Origin of the sequence: Staphylococcus sp. CWZ226, from assembly GCF_018986355.1 — a bacterium.
Classification (GTDB): Bacteria; Bacillota; Bacilli; order Staphylococcales; family Staphylococcaceae; genus Staphylococcus; species Staphylococcus simulans.
In genome coordinates this window covers 14,940-40,020 of sequence record NZ_JAHMSB010000006.1, presented here as the reverse complement: position 1 = coordinate 40,020, position 25,081 = coordinate 14,940, and the positions used below count along the sequence as shown (strand labels likewise).

Here is a 25,081-nt window from a genome sequence, read left to right as displayed (position 1 = left end):
GATTAGTTATTTTGAAAAAACAAAATTTTGTATATTAAAAGGTCGAAATGACGCGTTATTTTAACATGAACGTTTTAAGTTTATTCTGTGAAACGCGTGCTATAATAAGGACATCTATATTAATTACAGAAGAGGTGAATACCATGTTGAATTGGTATCAACTTGCGCACGATAAAGAAAAAACTATGATTCAACTCAGAAGACATCTCCATCAATATCCTGAGTTATCATTTGAAGAACATAACACCCACGACTATATCGTTAATCAGCTCGAACAATTAGACTGTACGATTCGTAGACCTGTAGGAAAAAACGGTATTGTCGCAACATTTAAAGGCCAAGGCGAAGGCCCGACAGTCGCCTTACGTGCTGACTTCGATGCCCTTCCGATTACTGAACTGAACGACAAACCTTATCGTTCTAAAAATGAAGGATGTATGCATGCGTGCGGTCACGATGGCCATACTGCGATTCTCTTAGGCGTTGCTCAAATAATTAATGAACATTTAGCACATTTAAAAGGCAACGTTGTATTAATCTTTCAATATGGTGAAGAAATTGTTCCTGGCGGCGCCCAACAAATGATTGATGACGGTGCTTTAGAAGGTGTAGACAGTGTTTACGGCAACCACCTATGGAGTGGTTATCCCACAGGCATCATTTATTCACGCCCAGGCGCCATGATGGCTTCACCTGATGAATTTACCGTTACCATTCAAGGTCAAGGCGGTCACGGTGCTAAACCGCATGAAACGATTGACCCGATTGTGATATTAGCTGAATTTATTCTAAGCGCACAAAAAATCGTTTCACGTACGGTCGATCCGATTAAACAAGCTGTGGTTACTTTCGGAATGATTCAAGCCGGTTCATCAGATAGTGTGATCCCCGACTCTGCGATGTGTCGCGGTACAGTGCGCACATTTGATTCTGAGCTCCAAACACATATCATGAATAAACTTGATAAGCTTCTACAAGGGCTTGCGCTTGCGAATGATATTGAATACACAATGGATTATGAACGTGGCTATGTCCCTGTGCATAATAATGAACAAACTTATGAAACAGTTAAGCAAGCCGCTCATGATATGAATTTACGCTTTACTGAAGCAGATATGATGATGGTGGGCGAAGATTTCTCAGCTTATCAACGTGTGAGACCTGGCGCTTTCTTTCTAACAGGATGTGGTAATGCGCAAAAAGGTACAGACTACCCTCACCATAACCCTTACTTTGATATTGATGAAGCTGCATTGAAATACGCAGCTGCCGAGTTCTTAAAAATATTAGAATTAGAAAATGTTTTATCTTCTGAACGTCTTTAAATCAAAACAAAAATGCGTACACATGTAGAAATGATGTGGACGCATTTTTTATGTTAAACAACACACGACTAGAGCGTATCAATAGAAAAATATGTAAAAAAAGAGCCCCTCACAAGAGGAGCTCTCTATTAAAAATCAACTTAAGTTAAGTCGAAATTATGCTTGGATTTCAGTAACAACGCCTGATCCTACAGTACGTCCACCTTCACGGATAGAGAAACGAGTACCGTCTTCAATCGCGATTGGAGCGATTAATTCAACAGTCATTTCTACGTTATCGCCAGGCATAACCATTTCAGTACCTTCTGGTAAGTGAACAACGCCAGTTACGTCAGTAGTACGGAAGTAGAATTGTGGGCGGTAGTTAGTGAAGAATGGAGTATGACGTCCACCTTCTTCTTTAGATAAAACGTAAACATCAGCTTTGAATTTTGTGTGTGGAGTAATAGAGCCAGGAGCTGCTAATACTTGTCCACGTTGTACGTCTTCACGTGCAACACCACGTAATAAAGCACCGATGTTGTCACCAGCTTCAGCGTAGTCTAATAATTTACGGAACATTTCTACACCTGTAACTGTTGTTTTCTTGCTTTCTTCAGTGATACCGATGATTTCAACTTCTTCACCGACTTTGATTTGACCACGTTCAACACGGCCTGTTGCTACAGTACCACGACCAGTGATTGAGAATACGTCCTCAACTGGCATCATGAATGGTTTATCAGAGTCACGTTCTGGAGTTGGGATGTAGTCATCTACAGCTTGCATTAAGTCTAAGATTTTTTGTTCGTATTCTGGGTCGCCTTCTAAAGCTTTTAATGCAGAACCAACGATAACTGGTACATCGTCACCAGGGAAGTCGTATTCAGATAATAAGTCACGAACTTCCATTTCAACTAATTCTAATAATTCTTCGTCGTCAACCATGTCAGCTTTGTTTAAGAATACAACTAAAGCTGGTACACCAACGTTACGTGATAATAAGATGTGTTCACGAGTTTGTGGCATTGGGCCATCTGCAGCAGATACTACTAAGATACCGCCGTCCATTTGAGCAGCACCAGTGATCATGTTTTTAACATAGTCAGCGTGTCCTGGGCAGTCAACGTGAGCATAGTGACGTTTGTCAGTTTGATACTCGATGTGTGAAGTATTGATTGTAATACCACGTTCTTTTTCTTCTGGAGCGTTGTCAATCATGTCGTATGATTGTGCTACAGTGTCACCATTTTTTGCTAATACAGTTGCGATTGCAGCTGTTAATGTTGTTTTACCATGGTCAACGTGACCGATAGTACCAATATTGGCATGTTCTTTTGAGCGATCGAATTTTTCTTTAGCCATTATGAAATCTCTCCTCTTCTTGTTAAAAAGTTATTTAAATTATCTCTCATGATAGTTTCTCACCATCATGAGAGCTTTATTGTTAAGTTGTATAAAGGACTAATTCCTTTATAAAGCATTTTCCGCAAAAAATCAATTCAGGAGACCTGTCAAGTCAGTTCTTGTGCAAGTTCCTAAAGGGAATTTAATTATTCACCTTTATTTTTCTTGATGATTTCTTCAGAAATTGATTTAGGTACTTCTTCATAATGATCGAAGTACATAGTGTAAGTACCGCGACCTTGAGTGTTAGAACGTAATGAAGTTGCGTAACCGAACATTTCTGAAAGTGGTACGAATGCACGAACCATTTGAGCGTTACCACGAGGTTCCATACCATCAACACGTCCACGACGAGCTGTTACGTCACCCATGATGTCACCCATGTATTCTTCAGGCATTAAGATTTCAACTTTCATCATTGGTTCTAAGATTACTGGATCTGCAACTTTAGCAGCTTCTTTAAGTGCTAATGAAGCAGCGATTTTGAAGGCCATTTCAGATGAATCGACATCATGGTAAGAACCATCGTAAAGTTTAGCTTTAACGTCGATTAATGGATAACCAGCTAATACACCGTTTTCCATAGCATCTTTAAGACCAGCTTCAACTGATGGAATGTATTCACGTGGAACTACACCACCAACGATAGCGTTTTCGAATTCGAATCCTGCGCCAACTTCGTTTGGTGTGAATTCAATGTGAACATCACCGTATTGACCACGACCACCAGATTGACGAGAGAATTTACCTTGAACTTTAGCTGGTGTTTTGAATGTTTCACGGTATGAAACCATTGGCGCACCAACGTTAGCTTCAACGTTAAATTCTTTTTTCATACGGTCTACAAGAATGTCTAAGTGAAGCTCACCCATACCGCCGATGATTACTTGTCCAGTTTCTTCATCAGTGTGTGCATGGAATGTTGGGTCTTCTTCTTGTAATTTAACTAAAGCTTGAGTCATTTTATCTTGGTCAGCTTTAGATTTTGGTTCTACTGACAAGTGAATAACAGGTTCTGGGAATTCCATTGATTCCAAGATAATGTCATTTTTCTCACCACATAAAGTGTCACCAGTACCAGTTTCTTTAAGACCTACCGCAGCTGCGATATCGCCTGAGTAAACTGTGCTGATTTCTTTACGAGTGTTCGCGTGCATTTGTAGTAAACGACCTACACGTTCACGTTTGTCTTTAGTAGAGTTTTTCACGTATGAACCAGAGTTCATAGTACCTGAGTACACACGGAAGAATGTTAATTTACCAACGTAAGGGTCAGTCATAACTTTGAATGCTAATGCAGCGAATTCTGCATCATCATCTGCTCTAGCAACGATTTCTTCATCAGGATTGCTAGCACGGTGACCAATGATTGGTTTAACATCTAATGGTGATGGTAGGTAGTCAATTACAGCGTCAAGCATTAATTGAACACCTTTGTTTTTGAATGCAGTACCGCAAAGTACTGGGTAGAATTCGATATCTAAAGTAGCTTGACGGATTGCTGCTTTCAATTCGTCAACTGAAATTTCTTCACCTTCAAGATATTTTTCCATTAAGTCTTCGTTAACTTCTGCAACTGATTCGATTAATGTTTCGCGAGCTTCAGCTGCTTTCGCTTTGTAGTCTTCTGGAATTTCGATTTCTACGACTTCTTCACCGAATTCACCATTGTATTGGAAACATTTCATTGTAACTAAGTCAATGATTGCTTCGAATTCGTCTTCAGCACCGATTGGTAATTGAACAGCTTGAGCGTTTGCATCCAAACGATCATGTAAAGTGCTTACTGCGTATTCGAAGTTCGCACCGATTTTGTCCATTTTGTTTACGAATACGATACGAGGAACTCCATAAGTTGTAGCTTGACGCCAAACTGTTTCAGTTTGTGGTTCAACACCTGATTGAGCATCAAGTACTGTAACCGCACCGTCAAGTACACGTAATGAACGTTCAACCTCAACTGTGAAGTCTACGTGTCCTGGTGTATCGATAATGTTGACACGGTAATCATGCCATTGTGCAGTTGTTGCTGCTGATGTGATTGTGATACCACGGTCTTGTTCTTGTTCCATCCAGTCCATTTGTGCCCCACCATCGTGAGTTTCACCAATTTTGTGGATACGACCTGTGTAAAACAAGATACGTTCAGTTGTAGTTGTTTTACCAGCGTCAATGTGGGCCATGATACCAATGTTACGAGTTTTTTCCAAAGAAAAGTCTCTAGCCATTGTATTTTTTCTCCTTCCAGTAATTACTTGAGTAAATACTTTGAATATGGCGATGCCCTAAGCATGCCTTGGAATATACCATTTGAACACGCTCAGGGTTAAACCTTGAATCTTACCAGCGGTAATGAGCGAATGCTTTGTTCGCTTCAGCCATTTTGTGTACATCTTCACGTTTCTTAACTGCGCCACCTGTATTGTTAGCTGCATCTAAGATTTCGTTAGCTAAACGTTCTTCCATAGTTTTTTCACCACGAAGACGTGAATAGTTAACTAACCAACGTAAACCTAAAGTCGTACGACGCTCTGGACGTACTTCTACAGGTACTTGATAGTTAGAGCCACCTACACGGCGTGCTTTAACTTCTAATACTGGCATGATATTGTTAATTGCTTCATCGAATACTTCCATTGCATCACGACCACTGCGTTCTTGTACAAGGTCAAATGCTGAATAAAGAATTCTTTGAGCTGTTCCGCGCTTACCATCTAACATGATTTTGTTAATCAATTTAGTCACTAACTTAGAGTTGTGAATTGGATCTGGTAAGACGTCTCTTTTCGGTACTGATCCTTTACGAGGCATAATCAGAGTCCTCCCTTCATATTATAGTATAATCTCAAAATTTATCTCGAAAATTTACGTAATCTTAAACTTATTTTTTAGGACGTTTTGTACCGTATAATGAACGGCTTTGCATACGACCTTCTACACCTGAAGTATCAAGTGCACCACGAACGATATGGTAACGCACACCAGGTAAGTCTTTTACACGACCTCCACGTACAAGTACAACACTGTGTTCTTGTAAGTTATGGCCGATACCAGGGATATATGCGTTTACTTCGATGTTGTTTGATAAACGAACACGAGCATATTTACGTAACGCTGAGTTAGGTTTTTTAGGTGTCATTGTACCAACACGAGTACATACGCCACGTTTTTGTGGTGAGTTCAAGTCAGTAAATTGTTTTCTCATACTGTTAAAACCTTTGTTCAAAGCTGGTGAATCTGATTTCTTAGCTTTGCTTTTTCTTGGTTTACGTACTAATTGGTTAATAGTAGGCATTTAAGATGTCCTCCTCTCCTGTTTTATAATCCCACACATCCAGGTGGTTCATTTTTAGGTTAAATAAAATTTAGTAAGCGCAATTACTTACTAATTCTCATTTCAATAGAGCAACGACTGCTGCATCTACGTTGATACCTGCATATTCTCCTAAAGCTTTTTTACTTTCGAAAAATGAAACAGGAATATCGCTATGATTGATCTTACTTAACACGTCTGACAGCAAATAAACTTCAACGTCTTGAGCAATAATCAATGATGTAACTTGGTTCTTCTTGAGTGCTTTGAGCGTCTCTTTCAAACCAACAACCTTATGGTGTTTGTTTAAGCGTGCAACTTTTTCATTAGACATTGATTATCCTCCAAAGTTCTGCTTGCATCAACCTTTATAATAGTAACACTTTCCATAGGTTGCGTCAACACAATTATTTAATATAATGCTGACTTTTTTAATGATAACAAATTCGGTGAAAACTTCAACAGATATCCTTAATCCTCTCTGTATTTCAAAGAATAGAAAAGCCAATACCGGCTTTCTAATTCAGAAAGTGGTATTGGCTGATTTATAATCTAAAGTTTATTATTGCGGTGTATTTGTATCCGCTGCAAGTTCCTCAACTGCTTCTTTCACTTGAGGGTCGATATGTTTTTCGTATTTAGCTTCGCTATAACGTCTCATACCTGTACCTGCAGGAATCAATTTACCGATAATAACGTTCTCTTTAAGACCAAGTAAGTCATCGCGTTTACCTTTGATGGCTGCATCTGTAAGGACACGAGTTGTTTCTTGGAATGATGCTGCTGATAAGAAGCTTTCTGTTTCAAGAGACGCTTTCGTAATACCAAGCAATACTGGTTTTGCAGTTGCTGGACGTTTGCGGTCTTTGAATGCTTCTCTGTTTGCATCTGTAAAGTTGTGGATGTCTACTAATGAACCTGGTAATAGTTTTGTATCACCAGCTTCAATGATACGTACTTTACGTAACATTTGACGAACCATAACCTCAACGTGTTTATCGTCGATTTCTACACCTTGCATACGGTAAACTTTTTGAACTTCTTTAAGCAAGTAGCTTTCTGTCGCATTTAAGCCTGCTACTGATAAGTAGTTCTTAGGTTCGATAGAACCTTCAGTTAAGACTTCACCGCGTTCAACGTGTTGGCCTTTTTCAACTTTAAGACGTGAAGTACCTGAAGCAAGATAAGATCTTGTTTCGTTAGCACCTTTGATCACGATTTCTTGTTGACGGTCTTTCGCAAGTTTGATGTCTTCGACTGTACCTTCAATGTCAGTAATAACTGCTTGACCTTTAGGGTTACGTGCTTCGAAGATCTCTTGGATACGTGGAAGACCTTGAGTGATATCGCTTCCGGCTACCCCACCTGTATGGAAGGTACGCATTGTAAGCTGTGTACCTGGTTCACCGATAGATTGTGCTGCGATTGTACCAACCGCTTCACCCACTTCAACTTTTTCGCCAGTCGCAAGGTTTTTACCGTAACATTTTTCACATACACCATGACGTGTATTACATGTAAATGCTGAACGGATGTACATTTGTTCAATGCCTGCATCAGTGATGCGTTTTGCGATTTCTGGTGTAATCAATTGATCTGGTTTCACAAGAACTTCATCAGTTTCTGGATGACGTACCGTTTCTTTAGAGTAACGGCCTTCAATACGTTCGATGAATGGTTCGATCATTTCTGTACCTTCTTTGATGTCAGATACAAGTAGACCACGGTCAGTTCCGCAATCTTCTTCACGAACGATAACATCTTGCGCAACGTCAACAAGACGACGAGTAAGGTAACCTGAATCGGCAGTTTTAAGTGCTGTATCGGCAAGACCTTTACGCGCACCGTGAGTAGAGATGAAGTACTCTAACACTGTTAAACCTTCACGGAATGAAGATGTGATTGGTAACTCGATGATTTTACCAGATGGTGCGGCCATCAGACCACGCATACCAGCTAACTGAGTAAAGTTAGATGCGTTACCACGGGCACCAGAGTCACTCATCATGAAGATTGGGTTCGTTTTTTCTAGGGATTTCATCAATTTACCTTGAATTTCATCCTTAGCATCTGTCCAAATTTCAACGACAGCATTGTAACGTTCTTCTTCAGTGATTAAACCACGGTTATATTGTTTTTGAACACGTTCAACTAATTTTTCATGTTCATCTAAGATTTCTTGTTTATCAGGTAATACCACGATGTCAGATACACCAACAGTGATACCTGCTTTAGAAGAGTATTTGAAACCTAAGTCTTTCATACGGTCAAGCATCATTGATGTATCAGTAATGCTGAAGCGATTGAACACTTCTGCAATGATATTTCCTAAGAATTTTTTGTTGAATGGTTCAACAAGTTCTTGGTCTTCAAAGTATGCTTTTAAGCCGCCTTCGCCTAATTCGCTTGCGCTGACGAAGTATTTATCAGGTGTTTTATCTTCTAAGTTTGTTTGAGACGGTTCATTAATATAAGCAAATGAATCCGGAATGATTTCATTAAAGATTACTTTACCGACAGTTGTCGTCAAGATCTTACGATTTTGTTCTTCAGTGAATGTAGGGTTATTGAATGAACCTGCATGTACACCAATACGTGTATGCAAGTGTACATAACCATTTTGGTATGCTTTCAATACTTCATTTGCATCGTTAAAGATTGCACCTGTATTCACTGCATCTTTACGTTCTAAAGTAAGGTAATAGTTACCAAGTACCATATCTTGTGATGGTGTAACAACTGGTTTACCATCTTTAGGGTTCAAGATGTTTTGAGCTGCAAGCATTAACATACGTGCTTCTGCTTGTGCTTCTTTAGATAAAGGTACGTGAACGGCCATTTGGTCACCATCGAAGTCAGCGTTATAAGCTGTTGTTACCAATGGATGTAAACGAATCGCACGGCCTTCAACTAATGTTGGTTCGAACGCTTGGATACCTAGTCTGTGCAATGTTGGAGCACGGTTAAGGAGTACTGGGTGTTCTTTGATAACGTCTTCTAAAACATCCCATACTTCATCTTCCATACGTTCAATTTTGCTTTTCGCATTTTTGATGTTTGTCGCAATTTCGCGTTGAACTAATTCTTTCATTACGAAAGGTTTGAATAATTCTAACGCCATTTCTTTAGGTAGACCACATTGATACATTTTAAGTCCTGGACCTACTGCGATAACAGAACGACCAGAGTAGTCAACACGTTTACCTAATAAGTTTTGACGGAAACGACCTTGTTTACCTTTCAACATATGTGAAAGTGATTTTAATGGACGGTTACCTGGACCAGTTACTGGACGGCCACGACGACCATTATCGATTAATGCGTCTACTGCTTCTTGCAACATACGTTTTTCGTTTTGAACGATAATACCAGGCGCACCTAAGTCTAATAAACGTTTCAAACGGTTATTACGGTTGATAACACGACGGTATAAGTCGTTCAAGTCACTTGTCGCAAAACGTCCGCCGTCTAATTGAACCATTGGACGGATTTCTGGTGGGATAATTGGAAGTACATCCAAAATCATCCATGAAGGTTCGTTACCAGAGTTTCTGAATGATTCAACAACTTCTAAACGTTTGATTGCACGAGTCAATCTTTGTCCAGTTGCTGATTCTAATTCAGTACGTAAGTCTTTCAACTCTTCATCTAAGTCAATTTCAGATAATAGGTCTTTAATACCTTCAGCACCCATTTTCGCTACGAATTGACCAGGGAATTTATCATAATAGTCTCTGAATTCTGCTTCAGAAAGTAATGATTTTTTCTCAAGACCTGTTGGGCCTGGATCAACCACAACATATGATGCGAAGTAGATAACTTCTTCAAGTGATCTTGGAGACATATCTAATAGTAGACCCATACGACTTGGGATACCTTTGAAGTACCAAATGTGTGAAACTGGTGCCGCAAGTTCAATGTGGCCCATTCTTTCACGACGTACTTTTGATTTCGTTACTTCAACGCCGCAACGGTCACAAACCATACCTTTATAACGTACACGTTTGTACTTACCGCAACTACATTCCCAGTCTTTTGTAGGTCCGAAAATTCTTTCACAGAATAAACCATCTTTTTCAGGTTTTAAAGTACGATAGTTGATTGTTTCAGGTTTCTTAACTTCACCGTATGACCATGAACGAATCTTTTCAGGTGAAGCAAGGCCGATTTTCATATAATGGAAATTATTTACATCAATCAAGGAGCCTACCTCCTTCAATTTAGATTAGCTGTGCTATTTGATTGATAAATGATCAATAAATTGAAAAATATTAAAGGTGCATAAAGGCAATGCAGTACATTGCCTAATGCAGCCTTACAATATTTGAATTTTTAACATTACGCTATTTGCTTATTGAACACCGAAATGAATTAGTCAGTTGTTTCTTTTTGTGATTCAGGAATTGAAGATTGTTGGATGTTTACTTTATGATCGTGCACATCGTCTTCATCCATATCTGACATTTCAATTTCTTTATCATTTTCATCCATGACTTTAACATCAAGACCTAAACTTTGTAATTCTTTCATCAATACGCGGAATGATTCCGGAACACTTGGTCTAGAGATGTTTTCACCTTTAACGATCGCTTCATAAGTTTTTACACGACCTACAGTGTCATCAGATTTATAAGTTAGGATTTCTTGCAATGTGTATGCAGCACCATAAGCTTCAAGTGCCCATACCTCCATCTCACCGAAACGTTGTCCACCGAATTGTGCTTTACCACCAAGTGGTTGTTGTGTAACAAGTGAGTATGGTCCAGTTGAACGCGCATGTAATTTGTCGTCAACCATGTGTGCAAGTTTCAACATGTACATTACACCAACAGAGATACGGTTATCGAATGGTTCACCTGTACGTCCATCATATAATACAGTTTTACCATCTCTTGCCATACCTGCTTCTTCGATCGTAGACCATACATCATCATCGTTGGCACCATCGAATACTGGTGAAGCTACATGGATTCCTAAGTTTTTAGCCGCCATACCTAAGTGTAATTCAAGTACTTGTCCGATGTTCATACGTGATGGTACACCTAGTGGGTTTAACATGATATCGATTGGTGTACCGTCTGGTAAGTAAGGCATATCTTCTTCAGGAACAATCTTAGAGATAACCCCTTTGTTACCGTGACGACCGCACATTTTATCCCCAACGTGGATTTTACGTTTTTGAACGATGTAAACACGTACTAATTGGTTTACACCTGGAGATAATGAATCATCGCCATCTTCACGATTGAAGACTTTGACATCTAGTACGATACCGCCTGCACCATGTGGTACACGTAATGACGTATCACGAACTTCACGTGCTTTTTCACCGAAGATTGCGTGTAATAAACGTTCCTCAGCAGTTAATTCAGTTACACCTTTAGGTGTTACTTTACCAACTAAGATGTCGCCATCTTTCACTTCTGCACCTACATAAACGATACCGCGTTCATCTAAGTTTTTAAGTGCGCTTTCAGCAACGTTAGGAATGTCACGTGTAATTTCTTCAGGTCCAAGTTTTGTATCACGTGCTTCAGATTCATATTCTTCGATATGAATAGAAGTATAAACGTCATCTTTAACAAGACGTTCACTCATGATAACAGCATCCTCGTAGTTATAACCGTCCCAAGTCATGAATCCGACTACTACGTTACGTCCAAGTGCCATCTCACCAAGTTCCATTGAAGGACCATCTGCTAAGATTTCACCTTGAGATACAACGTCGCCGACTTTAACAATTGGGCGTTGGTTGTAACAAGTACCTGAGTTAGAACGTTTGAATTTAGCTAATCTATACGCATCTACTTCGCCTTCGTATTCTTGACCATCTTCTTCAATAATACGACGTACTTTAATTTCATTAGATTCTACATGTTCTACACGACCAAAATGCTTGTTGATTACAGCAGCACCTGAGTCACGTGCAGCCACATGTTCCATACCTGTACCTACGAAAGGAGATTCAGGGTTCATCAATGGTACTGCTTGACGTTGCATGTTCGCACCCATTAACGCACGGTTAGAGTCATCGTTTTCTAAGAATGGGATACATGCTGTCGCTGCAGATACAACTTGTTTAGGAGAAACGTCCATATAGTCCATTTTCTCTCTATCCATAGTTGTGTTGTTACCACGGAAACGACAAACGATTTCTTCGTCTAAGAAACGACCTTCGTCATCTAAACGTGAGTTCGCTTGCGCAACAACATAGCTGTCTTCTTCGTCTGCAGTAAGGTAATCGATTTGATCTGTTACCGCATTTTTCTCATGGTCAACTTTACGATATGGTGTTTCAATGAAACCAAATTCATTAACACGCGCATAACTTGATAATGAGTTGATTAAACCGATGTTCGGACCCTCTGGTGTCTCGATTGGACACATACGGCCATAGTGAGAGTAATGCACGTCACGTACTTCCATTTGTGCACGTTCACGTGTTAAACCACCAGGTCCAAGTGCAGATAGACGACGTTTATGTGTCAACTCTGCTAATGGGTTCGCTTGGTCCATGAATTGTGATAATTGAGAGCTACCAAAGAATTCTTTGATAGATGCAATCACTGGACGAATGTTGATAAGTTGTTGTGGTGTAATAGAATCTGTATCTTGAATAGACATTCTTTCACGAACGACACGTTCCATTCTTGATAAACCGATTCTGAATTGGTTTTGAAGTAATTCGCCTACTGAACGTAAACGACGGTTACCTAAGTGGTCAATATCATCTGTTTGACCTACACCATACAATAAGTTGAAGAAGTAAGACATTGACGCAACAATGTCAGCTGGTGTAATACATTTCACTTCTGAATCAGGGAATGCATTACCGATAACTGTTGTTGTACGGCCTTCTTCATCATTCGGTACATAAATTTTAATTGATTGTGTTTCAACAGGTTCGTTTACGATGCTGTCATCTAACTCATCCACTTCGATGTTTGCGTTAGATTCTAAAACATCCATAATTTCGTCTAGTTTACGACGGTCTAAAACTGTGCCTTCTTCAGCAACAATTTCACCTGTTTCAGTATTAACAATCGGTTCAGCCAATTTTTGGTTGAATAAACGATGTTTCAAATGAAGTTTTTTGTTCATTTTATAGCGACCAACACTTGCTAAGTCATAACGTTTCGGATCGAAGAAACGAGAGTAAAGCAAGCTTTTCGCGTTTTCTACTGTAGGTGGTTCGCCAGGGCGTAAACGTTCATAAATTTCTAATAGTGCTTGATCTGTATTTTCAGTACCATCTTTTTCTAAAGTGTTACGTAGGTATTCGTTGTCACCTAATAAATCAATAATTGATTGATCAGTTGAATAACCTAAAGCACGTAATAATACAGTTAATGGTAATTTTCTTGTTCTATCGATACGAACGTAAACGATGTCTTTCGCATCAGTTTCGAATTCTAACCAAGCACCACGGTTAGGAATTACTGTCGCATCATAGTTTTCACGACCATTTTTATCGATTTTTTCATTGAAGTATACGGATGGAGAACGAACTAATTGTGATACAATAACACGCTCAGCACCATTGATCACGAAAGTACCTGTATCAGTCATTAATGGGAAATCACCCATGAAGACTTCTTGGTCTTTCACTTCTCCTGTTTCTTTGTTAATAAGACGCACTTTGACACGAAGAGGTGCAGCATAAGTTGCGTCGCGGTTCTTAGATTCCTCTAAATCGTATTTCGGTTCACCCAATCTATAATCTACAAATTCTAAAGAAAGGTTGCCTGTGAAGTCTTCGATTGGAGAAATGTCACGGAACATTTCTAATAAGCCTTCTTTTAAGAACCATTCATAAGATTTAGTTTGAATTTCAATAAGGTTTGGTAATTCTAAAACCTCAGAAATTCTCGCGTAATTTCTACGTTTACGATGTCTTCCATATTGGACAAATTTACCTGCCAAACAGATTCACCCCTCAAAAATTGTTCGAATGTCTCTTACATATTAAAATAAACAAAACGGTAACAAGACAAAAAGAAAACGGCAGCACACCCGATGACACCATTTTCTATTCTGCGTTATTAAAGATTTACTTTGTTATTTTATACGTAAAAGTACACACTTCTTGAACATAAATTTTTACATTCTATAACTATATCAGAAATTAATATGGTTGTCAATGGTTAACGCTTGCTTTTCAAAATGTAATACCCTTTCTCTTTGGTTAGGGTTTCTACATTACCAAAAACAGCTTCCATCTTCTTTTTCGCCGAAGGCATACCTTGCTTTTTCTGAATTACAACGTATAATTCACCTTCAGCTCTCAACTTCTCATGTGCGTCTTCTAAAATGCCATGAACCACTGACTTCCCTGCCCTGATTGGCGGGTTCGTCACGATCATGTCACAAGAATTATCCGGAACTTCAGCTAAACCATCACTCTCTTTTACAGTGACATTTTCAATATGGTTTTTCTCACTATTTTCTTTTGCTAAATCTAGTGCTCGATGGTTCACATCCAACATAATAACATGGTGATGCGGAGATACTTTCGCAATCATCAAACCAATCGGTCCATAACCGCAACCCACATCAACAATCGTCTTCTTAGGTCCTGGTGGATGTTCTTTTAAAAACGTACGAACTAATAAATCTGAGCCAAAGTCTATTTTCCCTTTAGAAAATACACCTGCATCAGTCACTAGATTCAATTCATTTTGATGATAATGGTATTTAAATGTCTCTTTATGACTTTCAACTTTAGGATCTTTGTCATAATAATGACTCATGCTTACACCTCATTACTTTACATTAGAAGCTGTTCGAGTATACTCTTCCATTTCAACAAAGACAAGTCTACCCTTTACTTTAAGGATACACATTTCATCAGTCATTTGCTATAAATACCTTTCGTTCTATAATGAGTTGTACTCATTAGAAAAACCCCGTTAACTCAATAACGGGGTTTTCATTTCTCAAAGAATTCAGGCTGTGAAACTAAGTTTCACACATTAACAATGGTTATTAGCCTCGTTCTCTTTTCATTTAGTTATTGGCTGTGGCAATAGAATTATTTTAATTCTACAGTTGCGCCAACTTCTTCTAATGTTTCTTTAAGTTTTTCAGCTTCTTCTTTAGGTAAAGCTTCTTTGATTACTTTAGGAGCGTTGTCTACTAATTCTTTAGCGTCTTTCAATCCTAAACCAGTTGCGTCTTTAACAGCTTTAACAACTTTGATTTTAGATGAACCAGCTGAAGTTAACTCAACGTCAAATTCAGTTTTTTCTGCTGCTGCGTCTCCGCCGCCTGCTGCACCTGCTGCTGCTACTGGAGCTGCTGCAGTTACACCAAATTCTTCTTCGATTGCTTTTACTAAGTCATTTAATTCTAATACTGACATTTCTTTAATTGCTTCAATGATTTGTTCTTGATTAGCCATTATATATTTCCTCCATTTTTTAAATAATTAATTGTGTGTACTGATTATTCAGCACTTTCTTCTTCTTTAGATTCTCCAACTGCTTTAACCGCATAAGCGAAGTTGCGTACAGGAGCTTGTAATACAGAAAGTAACATAGAAACAAGACCGTCGTGTGATGGTAATGAACCAACAGTTTTAACTTCTTCTGCTGAGATAACGCTACCTTCCATTACGCCTGTTTTAATTTCTAAAGCTTCGTGATCTTTAGCAAATCCAGCGATAACTTTTGCAGGAGCAACTACATCGTCAGTAGTTGTTGCAACAGCTGTTGGACCTGTTAAGAATTCGTCAAGACCTTCGATTCCCGCTTGTTCAGCAGCACGACGTAACATAGTGTTTTTGTAAACTTTGTACTCAACACCAGCTTCACGTAATTGTTTACGTAATTCTGTTACTTCTTCTACTGTTAAACCACGGTAATCTACGATTACTGTTGAAACAGAATTTTTAAGTTGATCAGCGATTTGTTCAACTAATTGTTTTTTCGCTTCAATAATTCCAGACATTTAGACACCTCCATACATATTTTGTTCGGTGCTTTTTTTGAGCTTTACCCAATAAAAAAAGCACTTTCACCCTACGGCAAAAAGTGCTTGAAAGTTTCATAGTTCACGTTCAAGTCAATTTTAGCCTCGGTAGGATCAAGTTTTAAGTTATCTCTAACTCCTACTGTCTTAGGTAAAATAATCACATTTATCAATATAACTGTTTCAATGTGATATGTCAATAAGTAATTAAAAAAACTAGAGAAAATATTTTCAGCTGTCTCAGATATGAATCGATACGATTGGCACTTTGCAACTTTTACATTTTCTCTAGTTCTTAAATTTCATTTATATTATAGTTTGAAGTTTGAAGTATCTACTTTAACACCAGGACCCATTGTAGTTGAAACTGCAACAGACTTGAAGTAAGTACCTTTAGCTGAAGCTGGTTTAGCTTTTGCTAATACATCTTGGATAGTGTTGAAGTTATCAACTAAATCCTCAGTACTGAATGATACTTTACCGATTGAAGCGTGGACGATACCAGCTTTCTCAGCACGGTATTCTACTTTACCTGCTTTGATTTCTTCAACCGCTTTTTTAACATCCATAGTTACTGTGCCAGTTTTAGGGTTAGGCATTAAACCTTTAGGTCCTAATACACGACCTAATTTACCAACTTCGCCCATCATGTCCGGTGTAGCTACAACTACATCGAAGTCGAACCAGCCTTGTTGGATTTTGTTAGCGTATTCTGATTCGCCTACGTAATCAGCGCCAGCTGCTTCTGCTTCAGCAGCTTTGTCACCTTTCGCGAATACTAATACACGTTGTGTTTTACCAGTACCGTGTGGTAATACTACTGCACCACGGATTTGCTGGTCATTTTTACGAGTATCGATACCTAAACGGAATGCTACTTCTACAGAAGCGTCGAAGTTTGCAACGCTAGTTTCTTTAGCTAAGCTGATTGCTTCTTCAACAGCGTAATAAGTATTACGGTCAACTTTTTTAGCAGCATCTAGATACTTTTTACCTTTTTTAGCCATTTATATTTCCTCCTTTAGTGGTTTTAGCGGAATGTCCTCCCACATTACTTGCTTATGCAAGTTAAGAGCAGATGACCTTGTGAGCTGTTCGCAATTTTTATTCATTGGATTAACTTTACTGTCATCTGCCATGTTTGTTTCACGTTTCTGATTGTTATTCGTTTCGTTAGATGAGCAAACTCATCTTTACGCTATTATTCTACAGTGATACCCATACTACGAGCAGTACCTTCAACAATACGCATTGCTGCTTCGATGTCTGCTGCGTTTAAGTCAGGCATTTTAGTTTCAGCGATTTCACGTACTTGATCTTTAGTTACTGTAGCAACTTTGTTTTTGTTAGGTTCACCAGAACCTTTGTCAACGCCAGCTGCTTTTTTAAGTAGTACTGGAGCCGGTGGAGTTTTAGTGATGAATGTAAATGAGCGATCCTCATACACACTGATTTCTACCGGAATGATTAAACCTGCTTGTTCTTGTGTTCTCGCGTTGAATTCTTTACAGAATCCCATAATGTTCACACCTGCTTGACCTAATGCTGGACCAACTGGTGGTGCTGGGTTCGCTTTACCTGCAGGAATTTGCAATTTAACTACTTTTTCTACTTTTTTAGCCACGATGTGCACCTCCTTGATATCGTGATGTGGTCACAGGGCTCAATTTTGCCCTCCCACTCTTAAAACATTTCGTGACGAAATGGCCTCCTTCTTCCAAAGGACGACCATAGTATTATATCATTGAAAAATTGTAAAATCAACACCTATTCGAATTACAATTTTTCGATTTGATCAAACTCAACTTCAACCGGAGTTTCTCTGCCAAACATATCTACTAATACTGTAAGCTTGAATTTATCTGCTTCGATTTCTTGTACTTCACCGACTTGGTTGGCAAATGGGCCAGACTTGATACGAACTTGTTCTCCAACTTCGACTTCAACATCAATTGTTTTTTCTTTCATTCCCATTTGTTTTAAAATAAAGCGGACTTCATCCGGCAACAGCGGGTTAGGTTTTGATCCAGCACCTGCTGAACCGACAAATCCTGTTACACCTGGTGTATTACGTACTACATACCATGACTCATCTGTCATGACTAACTCTACCAAGACATAGCCAGGGAAAGTTTTTTTCGTGATTTTCTTCGCTTTACCGTCTTTAACTTGTGTTTCCTCTTCTTCAGGTATGACAACTCTGAAAATCTGTTCTGTCATATTCATTGATTCAACACGTTTTTCTAAATTTTTCTTAACTTTATTTTCATAGCCAGAGTAAGTATGCACGGCATACCAACGCTTTGCTCCAACTTCTTCAGACATGCTGTCACTCCTCATTAACTAATTAATTCTATTAATCTACCGATTCCCAAATCTAAGGCATAGAAGAAGATTAAGAAAAATAACACTGTAACAATTACAATTGTTGTGTATTTCACGAGTTCTTGACCAGTCGGCCAGCTCGTTTTCTCCATCTCAGATATAACGCCTTTGAAGAAACTCTCTTTTGGTGCTTTTGATTTTTTGTTTTTATCTTCAGCCATTGTCGTACCTCCAATTAATCAATAATTTCATCTTGGCCTTTAGCAATTACTTCGATTCCTTGTGTACTGTATGCGCATTGCACTTTTTGCAATACTTCTTTAACACGAGTCTTTCTGCAAGGTTGCTGTTCTTTGGTACGGTATAGTTTCTATTGCCGCAAATTTCACAGTTAAGCGGGACTTTCTTCATAATACCTTCACCTTACCTATATTAAATACTCACTAACTATACATAAGAAACCCTCAAATTGTCAAACGTCTAGTGAATTGTAAGTTGTATCTATAAGTGTAACGAAACGCAATTATGCATCCAATAATTCCTGCATTTTACGTAACTTCACTTTACTACGATGAAGAGCATTATAAACCGTCTTTTCACTTAAATCCATCGCTTGTGCTGTTTCACTTGGGGAATAATCATCCAATATATATTGTACTACTTCTCGCTCTAATTTGCTTAATTTCTTACAACAATTAAGCAGAATTTCCGAACGTTCTTTTAAAATGAGTTGTGCTTCGACAGATGGCAATTGCGTACGATAACTACACTCCGCTTCTTGAACAAGACAATCTTGTTGTAATCTCAGCCGCTTCTGTCTTCTGTAATAATCGTATTTAGAAGTGCTGACTAAGCGATTGAAATAATGTTCAAACGGAATCGTTTCTATCGTTTTAAAATGATAAATATTTCTGCTGATTCTTAAGGAGATGTCTTGTATCAAGTCATCACAATCATGCGGTGCAATCGAAGGATGAATCAGCCGACTGCGTATAAACGGCTGCAACACTTCTAGTAATTGATGCATCGCGTAATCGTCATGCATTTGTGCAAGGTGTATAAGAGAGACAATATCTTGAGGTATGGAAGTTTTCTGCATTACGGTAAGTTCGATCCTTTCATAAAAGTGAACTTATCATAGCGGAATGCTGATGAAATAAGCAATGTACAGAAATCTTATTTTTCTTGGTCGCCTCTTCTGATTTTTTCAAATTCTGATAATACTTCATCTGTGAGTTGGATACGTGTTCGAGGTTTATTATTATTGAACGTTTTCATTGATGACTCAACACTCGCTTCATTCAACTTAATGTTCTGCCACATTTCTCGAGACGAAATACGATAAGCACCCGTACCGAAGATAGCGTGCTGTTCACTCATATCACTCGTAACAACAGCAATATGGGTTGTATGTTTGTCATATAACCCATATACAAATCGTTCTATAAAGCTGTCAGCTGTTTCATGTTCTTTTGTGAAAATCGTTCGTACCCCGTGGTAATAAAATTCACTTTCATTACCTTCTTGTTCATAAGCGTCAAACACACATATCACATCGTCTGCCACAGTTGCTTTATAGTTGCCGATAGCCAGCAACAACTTTTCTCTGGCTTCTTCTAAATTCTCTTTAGCCAATCCTGATAAAGCACGACTATGACCAATCATATTGTAACCGTCGATGATTAAATACCGATCCTTGTGCTTCATAGCTTATTCTCCAACCGGGTGACGTTTTCGATAAATTTCATACATCATTAAGCTTGCAGCAACAGATGCATTCAAACTGTTAATATGACCGACCATAGGGATTTTAATATAAAAATCACACTTCTCTTTAACAAGTCGGCTCATACCATGTCCTTCGTTACCGATAACAATGGCAAGTGGCATATCTGCACTCATTTGACGGTAATCTGTTGCGTTATCGGCTGCAGTCCCTGCAATCCAATAACCTTCTTCTTTTAACTTATCCATCGTTTGAGATAAGTTTGTTACACGTGTTACCGGAATGTGTTGAATCGCACCTGCAGACGCTTTAGCAACTGTTTGTGTTAAAGCAACAGAACGACGTTTCGGTATAATGACACCATCTACACCTGCTGCATCCGCAGTTCTCAAAATGGAACCTAGGTTGTGCGGGTCTTCTAGACCATCCAGTAACATTAATGTTGGTAAATGATTTTGTGCTTTAAGTTTCGCAAGCAAATCATCTAGCTCTACATATTCATATGGCGCAACCAATGCTGCGACACCTTGGTGCGGTGCTTCAGCTAATCCGTCTAATTTCGTTTTTGGGACGGTCTGCACAATCAATTTTTGCTTTTTTGCATTTTTTAAGATTTCATCAAGTTGTTGCTTTTTCACGCCATCTTGAATCAAAATCTTGTTGATGGGATGCCCAGAAGTAATTGCTTCTTTCACGGCATGTCTCCCTACAATTACTGAATCTTCCACATCCTCACTCCCTTTCTTCGACTTCAGTCACAATACGCTCAAGCAATGATTCCAATCGGTCTGATTGATGATCTAAATATAAGAAACCAATCACCGCTTCTAAACCAGAGCTTTTACGATACGTCTGAATGTCAGTATTTTTCGCTTTTGTATGGCTTTTCGCATTACGCCCTCTGCGCACAATTTCTAATTCTTCTTCTGTAAACCAATCCGACTGCACCAAACTTTCCAACGTAATAGCCTGGCTTTTCGCAGACACAAAACGTTTTGCTTGTTGATGCAGACGATTCGGTTTTGCACGCAATTTCAAAATGATATGCGTTCTGACATATTGATCTAAAACTGCATCCCCCATATATGCTAAAGATAATGGGTTCAGCAGTTTGATATTTTCTTGATTATCCACGTTTGAATCTCACGCCTTGCGGTGTATCTTCAAGGATAATATTTTGTGCTTTTAATTCATCACGGATTTCATCCGCACGTGCATAATCTTTATTTTTACGCGCTTGATTACGCTCTTCAATCAAGGCTTCAATGTCTTCATCTAACAATTCATCATGTTGTTTGCCTTTTAATGGAACTCCTAAAACGTCGCTGAAGATTTGGAATACTTCTTTAAAGCGTTCAATCACTTTTTTAGATGTTGTGTTTTCCATCACATATTTATTCGCAAGTTTCGCTAAATCATACCAAGTTGTAATCGCATTAGCAGTATTGAAGTCATCATCCATAACCGTTTCAAATTGTTTTAACAATGCATCAATTTGTTCAATATAATCTGATTGATCTTCGATATCTGAAGCAATCGCTTCTCTTTCTTCAATCGCTTGATAACTATTACGGATACGTTCTAAACCAGCTTTCGCAGATTCGACTAATTCCATGTTGTAGTTGATTGGACTGCGGTAGTGTACGCTGATCATAAAGAAACGTAATACATCAGGGTCTACTTCTTTAATAATGTCATGTACAAGTACGAAGTTACCTAATGACTTACTCATTTTTTCATTATTGATATTAATGAAACCATTATGCATCCAGTAATTCGCAAATGTCGCATGGTTATGCGCTTCTGATTGTGCAATTTCGTTTTCATGGTGTGGGAATTGTAAGTCACTGCCGCCTGCGTGGATATCAATCGTTTCACCTAATTCATGATATGCCATCACTGAGCACTCGATATGCCAGCCTGGACGTCCTTTGCCGAATGGGCTGTCCCAGCTGATTTCTCCAGGTTTCGCTTTTTTCCATAACGTGAAGTCTAATGCATCTTCTTTTTGTTCGCCTGATTCAATACGTGCACCGACTTTTAAATCATCAATAGATTGATGACTTAATTTACCATATCCTTCAAACTTACGTGTTCTGAAATAAACATCGCCTTCACTTTCATAAGCATAACCTTGTTCTACCAGGTTTTGGATAAATGTGATGATATCATCCATATGGTTCATAACACGTGGATTAGATGTTGCTTTTTTGACATTCAACGCACCTGTATCTTCATAAAAAGCTTGAATGTAACGGTCAGCGATTTCTTGCACACTTTCATTCAACTCTTTTGAACGTTTGATTAATTTATCATCCACGTCCGTAAAGTTAGATACATAATTAACGTCATAACCTTTATATTCAAAATAACGACGTACAACATCATAGTTGATAGCTGGACGTGCATTACCGATATGAATATAGTTATAAACTGTTGGACCGCAGACATACATCTTAACCTTGCCTTCTTCTATCGGCTTAAACGGTTCTTTCTGTCTCGTCAATGTATTATATAATGTAATCATCTTGAATCTCTCCATTCTTCACTTGCTCTAGTTGCTTTTCTAATTGTTTCATTTGTTCGTAAATCGGGTCTGGTAAGTTGAGATGATCAAAGTTTTTACCGATACGTTTACCATGTTGTTTCACGATATGGCCAGGAATACCGACAACTGTGGAATAGCTTGGTACATTGGTTAATACAACTGAGTTCGCACCAATATTGACATTAGAGTCTACTTTGATATTTCCTAAAATCTTTGAACCTGCCGCAATTAAGACATTATCGCCAATGTCAGGGTGACGTTTACCTTTTTCTTTGCCAGTACCGCCAAGTGTGACACCTTGATAAATTGTAACGTTATCGCCAATCGTACAAGTTTCACCAATGACCACACCCATGCCGTGATCGATAAATAAACGTTTGCCGATTTTAGCACCTGGATGAATTTCAATACCAGTGAAAAAGCGTGATATTTGCGAAATAATACGTGCAGCCACGTAGTGCTTTTTATTATAAAGTTTATGTGCAAGCAAGTGATTCCATACTGCATGCAATCCCGCATACGTTGTTACTACCTCAAATGATGTCTTAGCTGCAGGATCTTGTTCGAATACCATTTTTATATCGTCTCTCATTCTTTTAAACAAGTTATTCCCCTCCTATTTATAACGAAAGCACCTCTAACAACTTAATGTCAGAGGTGCTTCGCACGGTTCCACTCTTCTTCAGCATACAAAAAAACTATTTTTATATACTCTCTCAAATCCCGTATTTATCATTGTCTGAACCAAGGTGCATTCAATAATGTTCAAGATGTGCTCGCAGCAACCGCACACTCTCTGGACTTGAACCATTATCTACTAATCCTTAGTAGTAATTACTTTTAATAATAGGTGGTTTATGCTGAAAATTCAAGCAAGGTTACCCACTAAAATTATAGATATTTTTTCAAACGTTTTAATACCTTTTCTTTACCTAATACTTCCATTGTATTCGGTAATTCCGGTCCATGCATTTCGCCTGTTACCGCAACACGAATCGGCATAAATAATTGTTTACCTTTGATACCTGTTTCTTTTTGTACAGCTTTAATTGTTTTCTTAATTTCAGCCGCTTCAAATGGCTCTAATTCTTCTAGTTTGCCATATAAGTGTTCCATTAATTCTGGTACTTGTTCCCCATTGATGACTTCTTGTTCTTCTTCATTTAATGCAACTTCATCTCTGAAGAAAATTTCAGAAAGCGGTACGATTTCACCGGCATAACTCATTTCTTTTTGGTATAAACCAATTAACTTGCGACCCCAATCTAAATCTTCTTCTGAAGGTGATTCTGGAATCAACCCTGCATTGATTAAGTGAGGTAACGCTAATTCAAAGACAGTTTCTGAGTCTTTTTGTTTCATATATTGGTTGTTTACCCAAGCTAGTTTTTTCTTATCGAAGAATGCTGGTGATTTTTGTAAACGATTTTCATCGAATAATTTAATGAATTCTTCTTTAGAGAAGATTTCTTCTTCACCTTCTGGTGACCAACCAAGTAATGTGATGAAGTTGAACAATGCTTCTGGCAAGTAACCTAAGTCACGGTATTGCTCGATGAATTGTAAGATTTGGCCATCACGTTTACTTAATTTTTTACGTTGTTCGTTGACAATCAATGAAATATGTCCGAAACGTGGAGGTTCCCAACCGAATGCTTCATAAATCATTAATTGTTTTGGTGTATTTGATACATGGTCATCACCACGGATAACATCTGAGATTTCCATATAATGGTCATCTGCAGCTACCGCAAAGTTATAAGTCGGTACACCGTCTTTTTTCACAATAACCCAGTCGCCGATGTTATCAGATTCGAATGACACTTCACCTTTAACCATGTCATCAAATTTATATACTTTGCCTTTAGGCACACGGAAACGAATTGAAGGTTTGCGTCCTTCTGCTTCAAACGCTTCTTGTTCTTCTTTTGTTAAATGTGCGTGTTTACCACCATAACGAGGTGTTTCACCACGTGCGATTTGACCTTCACGTTCTGCTTCTAATTCTTCTTCAGTCATGTAACATTTATACGCTTTATCTTCTGCTAATAATTGTTCTACTAAAGGATCATAGAATTTACCACGTTCAGATTGACGATACGGACCATAACCTCCGTCTTTATCTACAGATTCATCCCAATCAAGACCTAACCATTTCAGGTTGCTGAATTGAGAAGATTCGCCGTCTTCTAAGTTACGTTTCTTATCCGTATCCTCAATACGTACGACAAAGTCCCCATCATAGTGTTTAGCAAATAAATAGTTGAATAGTGCTGTTCTAGCGTTTCCGATATGCAAATAACCAGTCGGACTTGGTGCATATCTGACTCTTACGCGTTCACTCATTATTTCGTTCACTCCTGTATTTTTAGATTATTGATTAAAGAAAGTTCGAGAACTCAACTATCTCTAATAATTCAGAGACAGTGATACTTCAGAATGTGCTTGATTATTCATGATAAACCAAGGTCAAAAGCAGTGATAAGACC

The 25,081-nt window shown here is 38.5% G+C and carries 23 protein-coding genes and 1 other annotated feature; of the genes, 1 reads left to right on the top strand and 22 read right to left on the bottom strand.

What is annotated here, in order from left to right; all coding sequences use genetic code 11:
• The first annotated feature begins 143 nt into the window (after positions 1–143).
• The gene (locus KRR19_RS06485) at positions 144–1,325 is read left to right on the top strand and encodes a M20 family metallopeptidase (protein ID WP_156666390.1); all 1,182 of its coding nucleotides are present in this window, start codon (positions 144–146) and stop codon (positions 1,323–1,325) included.
• Between the two features lie 156 nt (positions 1,326–1,481).
• On the opposite strand, the gene tuf is transcribed toward KRR19_RS06485, so the two are convergent.
• From tuf to gltX, 22 genes are all read right to left on the bottom strand, one after another.
• On the bottom strand, positions 1,482–2,669 hold the full coding sequence (gene tuf, locus KRR19_RS06480; RefSeq protein WP_002481337.1) for an elongation factor Tu: 1,188 nt from the start codon (positions 2,667–2,669) through the stop codon (positions 1,482–1,484).
• A 188-nt stretch (positions 2,670–2,857) separates the two neighbouring features.
• Positions 2,858–4,939: an elongation factor G gene (gene fusA, locus KRR19_RS06475; protein WP_002481336.1), complete on the bottom strand. Its 2,082-nt coding sequence runs from the start codon at positions 4,937–4,939 to the stop codon at positions 2,858–2,860.
• A gap of 112 nt (positions 4,940–5,051) precedes the next feature.
• Positions 5,052–5,522 carry a 30S ribosomal protein S7 gene (gene rpsG, locus KRR19_RS06470; RefSeq protein ID WP_002481335.1) on the bottom strand — a complete coding sequence of 157 codons (471 nt, stop codon included), beginning with the start codon at positions 5,520–5,522 and terminating at the stop codon, positions 5,052–5,054.
• 70 nt (positions 5,523–5,592) lie between these two features.
• Entirely contained in the window at positions 5,593–6,006 is a 414-nt protein-coding gene (rpsL, locus tag KRR19_RS06465) for a 30S ribosomal protein S12 (RefSeq protein WP_002481334.1), read from the bottom strand.
• 97 nt (positions 6,007–6,103) lie between these two features.
• Positions 6,104–6,358, bottom strand: a complete 255-nt coding sequence (locus KRR19_RS06460) for a ribosomal L7Ae/L30e/S12e/Gadd45 family protein (protein WP_002481333.1) — start codon at positions 6,356–6,358, stop codon at positions 6,104–6,106.
• 228 nt (positions 6,359–6,586) lie between these two features.
• Entirely contained in the window at positions 6,587–10,198 is a 3,612-nt protein-coding gene (rpoC, locus tag KRR19_RS06455) for a DNA-directed RNA polymerase subunit beta' (RefSeq protein WP_226956325.1), read from the bottom strand.
• A 197-nt stretch (positions 10,199–10,395) separates the two neighbouring features.
• A complete protein-coding gene (gene rpoB, locus KRR19_RS06450) occupies positions 10,396–13,947 on the bottom strand; it encodes a DNA-directed RNA polymerase subunit beta (RefSeq protein ID WP_023016305.1) in 3,552 nt (1,183 codons plus the stop codon).
• A gap of 221 nt (positions 13,948–14,168) precedes the next feature.
• Positions 14,169–14,774, bottom strand: coding sequence for a class I SAM-dependent methyltransferase (locus KRR19_RS06445; RefSeq protein ID WP_002481330.1), 606 nt, complete (start codon positions 14,772–14,774; stop codon positions 14,169–14,171).
• A gap of 281 nt (positions 14,775–15,055) precedes the next feature.
• A complete protein-coding gene (gene rplL / locus KRR19_RS06440) occupies positions 15,056–15,424 on the bottom strand; it encodes a 50S ribosomal protein L7/L12 (RefSeq protein WP_002481329.1) in 369 nt (122 codons plus the stop codon).
• Positions 15,425–15,468: 44 nt separating this feature from the next.
• Positions 15,469–15,972: a 50S ribosomal protein L10 gene (rplJ, locus tag KRR19_RS06435; protein ID WP_002481328.1), complete on the bottom strand. Its 504-nt coding sequence runs from the start codon at positions 15,970–15,972 to the stop codon at positions 15,469–15,471.
• A gap of 45 nt (positions 15,973–16,017) precedes the next feature.
• Positions 16,018–16,163: a sequence feature (ribosomal protein L10 leader region), on the bottom strand.
• Positions 16,164–16,304: 141 nt separating this feature from the next.
• Positions 16,305–17,000: a 50S ribosomal protein L1 gene (gene rplA, locus KRR19_RS06430; RefSeq protein WP_002481327.1), complete on the bottom strand. Its 696-nt coding sequence runs from the start codon at positions 16,998–17,000 to the stop codon at positions 16,305–16,307.
• 194 nt (positions 17,001–17,194) lie between these two features.
• A complete protein-coding gene (rplK, locus tag KRR19_RS06425) occupies positions 17,195–17,617 on the bottom strand; it encodes a 50S ribosomal protein L11 (protein WP_002481326.1) in 423 nt (140 codons plus the stop codon).
• A 152-nt stretch (positions 17,618–17,769) separates the two neighbouring features.
• Positions 17,770–18,318, bottom strand: a complete 549-nt coding sequence (gene nusG, locus KRR19_RS06420) for a transcription termination/antitermination protein NusG (RefSeq protein WP_002481325.1) — start codon at positions 18,316–18,318, stop codon at positions 17,770–17,772.
• A 14-nt stretch (positions 18,319–18,332) separates the two neighbouring features.
• On the bottom strand, positions 18,333–18,539 hold the full coding sequence (gene secE / locus KRR19_RS06415) for a preprotein translocase subunit SecE (protein WP_023016303.1): 207 nt from the start codon (positions 18,537–18,539) through the stop codon (positions 18,333–18,335).
• Positions 18,540–18,585: 46 nt separating this feature from the next.
• Positions 18,586–18,729: a 50S ribosomal protein L33 gene (gene rpmG / locus KRR19_RS06410; protein WP_081600403.1), complete on the bottom strand. Its 144-nt coding sequence runs from the start codon at positions 18,727–18,729 to the stop codon at positions 18,586–18,588.
• Between the two features lie 112 nt (positions 18,730–18,841).
• Complete coding sequence (locus KRR19_RS06405) at positions 18,842–19,417, bottom strand: sigma-70 family RNA polymerase sigma factor (RefSeq protein WP_156666394.1); 576 nt, start codon at positions 19,415–19,417, stop codon at positions 18,842–18,844.
• 77 nt (positions 19,418–19,494) lie between these two features.
• Entirely contained in the window at positions 19,495–20,025 is a 531-nt protein-coding gene (locus KRR19_RS06400) for an NYN domain-containing protein (protein ID WP_156666395.1), read from the bottom strand.
• 3 nt (positions 20,026–20,028) lie between these two features.
• Positions 20,029–20,772 (bottom strand): 23S rRNA (guanosine(2251)-2'-O)-methyltransferase RlmB, encoded by a 744-nt coding sequence (gene rlmB, locus KRR19_RS06395; RefSeq protein WP_156666396.1) that lies wholly within the window; start codon positions 20,770–20,772, stop codon positions 20,029–20,031.
• A gap of 4 nt (positions 20,773–20,776) precedes the next feature.
• Positions 20,777–21,127: a Mini-ribonuclease 3 gene (locus tag KRR19_RS06390; RefSeq protein ID WP_156666399.1), complete on the bottom strand. Its 351-nt coding sequence runs from the start codon at positions 21,125–21,127 to the stop codon at positions 20,777–20,779.
• Between the two features lie 43 nt (positions 21,128–21,170).
• Positions 21,171–22,571: a cysteine--tRNA ligase gene (gene cysS / locus KRR19_RS06385; RefSeq protein ID WP_156666397.1), complete on the bottom strand. Its 1,401-nt coding sequence runs from the start codon at positions 22,569–22,571 to the stop codon at positions 21,171–21,173.
• Positions 22,555–23,184: a serine O-acetyltransferase gene (gene cysE, locus KRR19_RS06380; RefSeq protein ID WP_172954255.1), complete on the bottom strand. Its 630-nt coding sequence runs from the start codon at positions 23,182–23,184 to the stop codon at positions 22,555–22,557. The genes cysS and cysE overlap by 17 nt, the downstream gene beginning before the upstream one ends.
• Positions 23,185–23,483: 299 nt before the next feature.
• A complete protein-coding gene (gene gltX, locus KRR19_RS06375) occupies positions 23,484–24,938 on the bottom strand; it encodes a glutamate--tRNA ligase (RefSeq protein WP_002481317.1) in 1,455 nt (484 codons plus the stop codon).
• Positions 24,939–25,081 lie beyond the last annotated feature (143 nt).